This window comes from Klebsiella sp. GW_Kp181 (genome assembly GCF_040062315.1).
In the GTDB taxonomy this organism is placed as follows: Bacteria; Pseudomonadota; Gammaproteobacteria; order Enterobacterales; family Enterobacteriaceae; genus Klebsiella; species Klebsiella oxytoca.
Window position 1 is genome coordinate 1 of sequence record NZ_JBEAFR010000020.1, and the last position, 5,048, is coordinate 5,048.

Annotated in this window: 6 protein-coding genes; 2 read left to right on the forward strand and 4 right to left on the reverse strand. The window is 56.6% G+C overall.

The annotated features are described in order from the left end of the window. Positions 1-444 precede the first annotated feature (444 nt). From cbpM to ABLV11_RS06860, 3 genes are all read right to left on the reverse strand, one after another. Complete coding sequence (gene cbpM, locus ABLV11_RS06850; protein WP_004109388.1) at positions 445-750, reverse strand: chaperone modulator CbpM; 306 nt, start codon at positions 748-750, stop codon at positions 445-447. Beyond that, on the reverse strand, positions 750-1,667 hold the full coding sequence (cbpA, locus tag ABLV11_RS06855) for a curved DNA-binding protein (RefSeq protein ID WP_126488203.1): 918 nt from the start codon (positions 1,665-1,667) through the stop codon (positions 750-752). The genes cbpM and cbpA overlap by 1 nt, the downstream gene beginning before the upstream one ends. Positions 1,668-1,816: 149 nt before the next feature. After that, complete coding sequence (locus ABLV11_RS06860; protein ID WP_004109381.1) at positions 1,817-2,500, reverse strand: TerC family protein; 684 nt, start codon at positions 2,498-2,500, stop codon at positions 1,817-1,819. Positions 2,501-2,723: 223 nt separating this feature from the next. Between ABLV11_RS06860 and ABLV11_RS06865 the strand changes: the two genes are divergently transcribed. After that, complete coding sequence (locus ABLV11_RS06865) at positions 2,724-3,506, forward strand: DsbA family protein (protein WP_004109379.1); 783 nt, start codon at positions 2,724-2,726, stop codon at positions 3,504-3,506. A 68-nt stretch (positions 3,507-3,574) separates the two neighbouring features. On the opposite strand, the gene ABLV11_RS06870 is transcribed toward ABLV11_RS06865, so the two are convergent. Then, the gene (locus tag ABLV11_RS06870) at positions 3,575-4,195 is read right to left on the reverse strand and encodes a TetR/AcrR family transcriptional regulator (RefSeq protein ID WP_064343620.1); all 621 of its coding nucleotides are present in this window, start codon (positions 4,193-4,195) and stop codon (positions 3,575-3,577) included. Between the two features lie 115 nt (positions 4,196-4,310). Here ABLV11_RS06870 and ABLV11_RS06875 point away from each other — a divergent pair, with 115 nt between their 5' ends. After that, positions 4,311-4,898 carry an NAD(P)H-dependent oxidoreductase gene (locus tag ABLV11_RS06875; RefSeq protein ID WP_004117316.1) on the forward strand — a complete coding sequence of 196 codons (588 nt, stop codon included), beginning with the start codon at positions 4,311-4,313 and terminating at the stop codon, positions 4,896-4,898. Positions 4,899-5,048: the final 150 nt, after the last annotated feature.

The following is a 5,048-nucleotide window of genomic DNA, read 5'->3' on the forward strand; positions in this document are numbered from 1 at the left end:
ATGACCGGATACATAGGTGACAGATCAGACCGGGAACATAGGTAACACTTTTAGACAGGTAGCCCGGACAAGGCGCGTCAAGCGCCGCCTCCGGGGAACAGCGCGCAATGCCGCTTCAGATTATCTTCCCGGTGGCGCTGTGTATGACCGGATACATAGGTGACAGATCAGACCGGGAACATAGGTAACACTTTTAGACAGGTAGCCCGGACAAGGCGCGTCAAGCGCCGCCTCCGGGGAGCAGCGCGCAATGCTGCTTCAGATTATCTTCCCGGTGGCGCTGCGCTGACCGGCTACGGGTTCACCACCATCTGAGGACAGGTAGCCCGGACAAGGCGCGTCAAGCGCCGCCTCCGGGGAACAGCGCGCAATGCCGCTTCAGATTATCTCCCGGTGGCGCTGCGCTGACCGGGCTACGGATTTACCGCCATCTGCGGATGGGATTTAACCATGCGTCAGAAAGCGCGCCAGCCGCTGCTGCAGAATTTGATTTTCACGGCTCAGGCGCGCGTTCTCGTCAAGCAGCGTCAAGGCGACGGCGATCCCCGGCCAGTCCAGCTCCAGCTCTTTGCGTAAGCGTACGGCGCGGTGAACAATTGTCACCGCACTATCGTCAAACAGCCATTTTTCCCGCTGCGGCTGGCGCGGCTCGATCATGCCGAGGCCGACAATTTCGTTCAGCTCCTCCTCGGAAAGGCCGGTGTGGAGACAAAACTCGGTAATCGTAAACGTCACTGTTATCTTAGCCATCAGGCTTTCCCCCATGTCTTACGCGGCTCGAAGCTGGATTGCGCATCGGCCAGCTGCTGCCAGAGCTCGCGGCTCTTCTCATCCGGTTTTGGCGGCATAACGATTTTAATCACGGCGTACAGATCGCCAGTGGTGGTTTTGCTGGCCAGCCCTTTGCCCTTGACGCGCAGGCGCTGTCCGGCCTGGCTGCCCGGCGGGATGGTCAACAGAATGCTCTCTTTGAGCGTCGGGATAGTGACTTTGGTGCCTAATGCCGCTTCCCATGGCGCCAGCGGCAGGACAATTTCAAGGTTATGTCCGACGATATCAAACAGCGGATGCGGGGCGATATGTATCACCAGCCACAGGTCGCCGTTCGGGCCGCCATTCTCGCCGGGGGTGCCCTGGCCTTTCAGGCGGATGCGCTGGCCGTCGACGACGCCTGCGGGAATTTTTACGTTCAGGGTTTTCGGCGTTTCGCTTTCTACCATGCCAAAGACGTTATACACCGGCAGCTTATAGCTGATAGTGCGCGTCTGCTCGGCTAAAGTCTCTTCAAGGAAAACCGCGACTTCTATCTCTAAATCATGGCCGCGCACGCCCTGCTGGCGGCGGCTATGATGCGCCTGCTGGCCAAACATGGAGGCGAAAATGTCGTCAAAGTCCTGCTGGCTGTAGCTCTGCTCGTGGGAGTGCTGCTGACGGCCAAAGTGCGGATCGTTGCGGTGCTGCCACAGTTGGTCGTATTCAGCGCGGCGCTGGTCATCTTTAAGCACTTCCCAGGCTTCGGCGAGATCTTTGAACCTGGCTTCGGCATCGTTTTCTTTACTGACATCGGGGTGATATTTGCGTGCCAGACGGCGATAGGCGGTCTTAATGGTTTTCAGATCGTCCGTTGGCTGAACCCCTAAAATGGCATAATAATCCTTTAATTCCATGATGTTATCTCATTTATGCGCAATATTACGGTTACAGATCCCTGGAACAGGTGTCTTTATTAAGCGTAGGGCAAATGAGGACGGATGTGGCGGAAAAGTGGCGCAAACTTGACGCCGTCGGGATCGACGGCGACAGAACGTGGATAACCCTATTCGGCAGAAGGCCTGCTGCGGTTCCTGCGCAGCCCTTCCAGCAGCACCAGGGCAGCGCCAATGGCACCGCCGATCAACGGAAGGGCGGCTGGCGCGTTGGGGAACAGATGAACGATGGTGACATCGCTCACCATCATTGAGCCGGCTATCCAGCCGATAAGCGCGCCGCCCAGCATCACCACCGACGGGAAGCGGTTAAGGATCGCCAACACCAGTTTACTGCCCGCGACAATAATCGGGATGCTGATCAGCACCCCCAGCGCGACCAGCAGCAGATGGCCTTTTCCGGCGGCGGCGACGGCCAGTACGTTGTCCAGCGACATAATGACATCGGCAACGGTAATGGTGACCGCAGTACGCCACAGGCTGCTGGAGCTGCTGATTTCATTCTCTTCTTCCTGATTGGTGACCAGCTTGATACCGATCCACAACAGCATCAGAGCGCCAACCACTTTCAACCACGGCAATGAGAGCAAATAAATAGCCACGGCCAGCAGCAGCACGCGCGCCGCTATCGCACCAAAGGTGCCGATAATAATCGCTTTGGTCCGCTGATGCGGCGGCAGCTTACGGCAGGCCATCGCGATCACCACCGCGTTGTCGCCGCCTAATAACAGGTCGATAGCGATAATTTGCAGCAGGATAACCGCTACGTCCCACTGACTGAAAAACTCATTCATACCTAACTCATCTAACTAAAAAGAGGCCCTGGGGGGAAAAGCAGGGGGCGAAGCGTACTCCCGTTCACGCGCGTTGACCACCCGCTAAATCGCGAGGGCGCGTTGAGTTATTGAAAAATATAGTTACTAATCATTGCCTCGTCCGGGGATGATTCGCGGGCAAAGGATGATATTTTGTTCGTAAAGACACACCTGCCGTTCACCCATCGCAAGGACTACCCACATGCCCGGCCATAAGAATTTACTGACACTCGCCTTTATTGGCGCCGCACTGCTTCCGGTGATGGCAACTGCCGCTGATGCACCCACCTTCACGCCCGAACAGGAAGCCCGTATCGGCAAAATTGCCGCGGACTATTTAGTCGCGCATCCGGAAGTGCTGCTGCAGGCCAGCCAGAAGCTGCAGCAAATTCAGGAACAGCAGCAGGCCAGCGCCGCGACGCAGGCGGTACTGAAGAACGCGGCTGCGCTGACGCAGGATAAAAACACCCCAACCTATGGCCCGAAAGAGGGCAAAGTGACCGTTATTGAATTCTTTGATTATCAATGCGTTTACTGCAGCCGTCTGGCTCCGGTCATGGAGCAGGTTATTAAAGAGAACCCGCAGACCCGCTTTGCTTTCAAAGAGTGGCCAATTTTTGGCAGCCGTTGGGAAACCTCGCTGGAGGCGGCGAAAACTGGGCTGCAGATTTATCAGCAGAAGGGCGCAGAGGCCTATTTGACCTACCATAACGGCATCTATTCCACCGGGCATAACGAAGGCAAGCTAACCGCCGCTGACGTGCAGCAGCAGGCGAAGAAGGTCAATTTCGATGCGAAGAAAGCGGCGGACGTTGAGTCGGTACTGGAAAGTACCAACCAGCTGGCGCAGGAGATCGGTTTAAGCGGTACGCCCGGCGTTATCGTAATGCCGACGACCGGCGCCACGGAGGCGACGATCACCGTATTCCCTGGGCTGGCGGATAAAGCCTCGCTGGATGCGGCGATTAAGAAAGCGGGCGGCTGATAATTAAAGCCGCCCACGGAAAACTCATCATCAGATGATCTGATAAGTTTTGTCGGCCATATAAAGCGCTAGCCGCTACCCGGTAGCGCTTCTTCGCCACGGCAGCAGCGCTGCAGCATCGACATAATCACCTGAAATAGTTCATCTTTCGCCTGCTGCTCCGTGATGACGCCGTTTACTACCGCAGCCGATAGCCCATCGGCGGAGCCAAGCATGGCGAGAATGGCTGCCTCGCTGAGGTTTTCACTCTCGCAAAGCGGCGAAAAATATTGCCGGCATTTCGCGGTAAATGCGGTTATGCACTCCTGCTTGATTTTCTCCAGCTCAGGCGTCCCGGCCAGCGCGGCCATCACGCTGGGCATTTCGCGGCCCTGGAGCAGGACGCACTCAATGTAGGCATTAGCGATCGCCGAAGCCAATGTCTCCGCCCTGGGTTCGGTGTTGCGCAGAATTTCATCCATCTTTACGCTCTGGCGCTGGTCGTATTCCGCATACAGCGTCGCGAAAAGCCCGGAACGGCTGTCAAAATGATCGTAAACCACCGGTTTAGTCACCCCCGCCTGGGTCGCCAGATAGCCCAGCGTCAGGGCATCGGTTCCTTCCTCGCGAATAATATGCCAGGCGACGTCTATTAGCTGCTTGCGCCGCTCTTCTCGCGTTAAACGCTGCCGTACGAGGGGTTGAGACATAAAAGGATTCTCCCGTTGACATGCTAATATACCAAAGGTAAGTTACCATGGGTAGGTTACTGTTAGTATATTAGACTACGTCCAATATCGTTATCGCGCAACTGGGGTATCCGTCATGCATGCATTAATCGTGGTTTCTCATCCTCTTAATACTTCTCTGACTCACAGCGTAGCGACGGCTATTGCGCAAGGGATTGCCGAATCCGGCCAGCAGCACACTGCTGAAATAGCAGATTTAACGCAGGAAGGCTTTAACCCGGTGTTTACTGAGCCGGATATCGCCGCATTTCTGCAAACCGGCGCCACGCCGCCCGATGTGGTTGCTGAGCAGGCCAGACTCGATCGAGCCGACGCACTGGTGCTGGTCTTTCCCGTTTACTGGTGGTCGATGCCTGCGCTGCTGAAGGGCTGGATCGACCGCGTGTTTGCCAACGGCTGGGCCTATGAGGAAACCGCCGGGGGCGAGGTGGTGAAGAAGCTCGGGCGCCTGCGAGTGCACCTGGTTGCGTTAGGCGCAGCCAATCAGAAAACGTATGATAAGCATGGGTTTACCGCTGCTTTTCATGCGCAGATCGCCCACGGCATTTTTGATTACTGCGGGGCGACGGTGGCCAGTTCGCAGCTGCTGCTGTTACCGGAGCTGGAAACGGCGAAAGCGCATCTTGAGGCGGGGTATCAGCTAGGGAAGACGATATTTAACTGAAAGCAGAAAAGCAAAAACCGGCCTTGTGGGCGGGTTCTCTGAATAGTGGTGCCCGGACTCGGACTAACGCCAGAGGCGTTGAACAGCGCACTTGTCGCGCTGGCCCCGAAGGGGTGAGCCGCCGTGCGGCGAATAATCGAACGGAGTTCG

What these genes read in the sequence shown, in the direction of transcription:
- cbpM (WP_004109388.1), bottom strand. Translation starts at nt 750, where the DNA reads ATGGCTAAGATAACAGTGACGTTTACGATTACCGAGTTTTGTCTCCAC.
- cbpA (WP_126488203.1), bottom strand. Translation starts at nt 1,667, where the DNA reads ATGGAATTAAAGGATTATTATGCCATTTTAGGGGTTCAGCCAACGGAC.
- ABLV11_RS06860 (WP_004109381.1), bottom strand. Translation starts at nt 2,500, where the DNA reads ATGAATGAGTTTTTCAGTCAGTGGGACGTAGCGGTTATCCTGCTGCAA.
- ABLV11_RS06865 (WP_004109379.1), top strand. Translation starts at nt 2,724, where the DNA reads ATGCCCGGCCATAAGAATTTACTGACACTCGCCTTTATTGGCGCCGCA.
- ABLV11_RS06870 (WP_064343620.1), bottom strand. Translation starts at nt 4,195, where the DNA reads ATGTCTCAACCCCTCGTACGGCAGCGTTTAACGCGAGAAGAGCGGCGC.
- ABLV11_RS06875 (WP_004117316.1), top strand. Translation starts at nt 4,311, where the DNA reads ATGCATGCATTAATCGTGGTTTCTCATCCTCTTAATACTTCTCTGACT.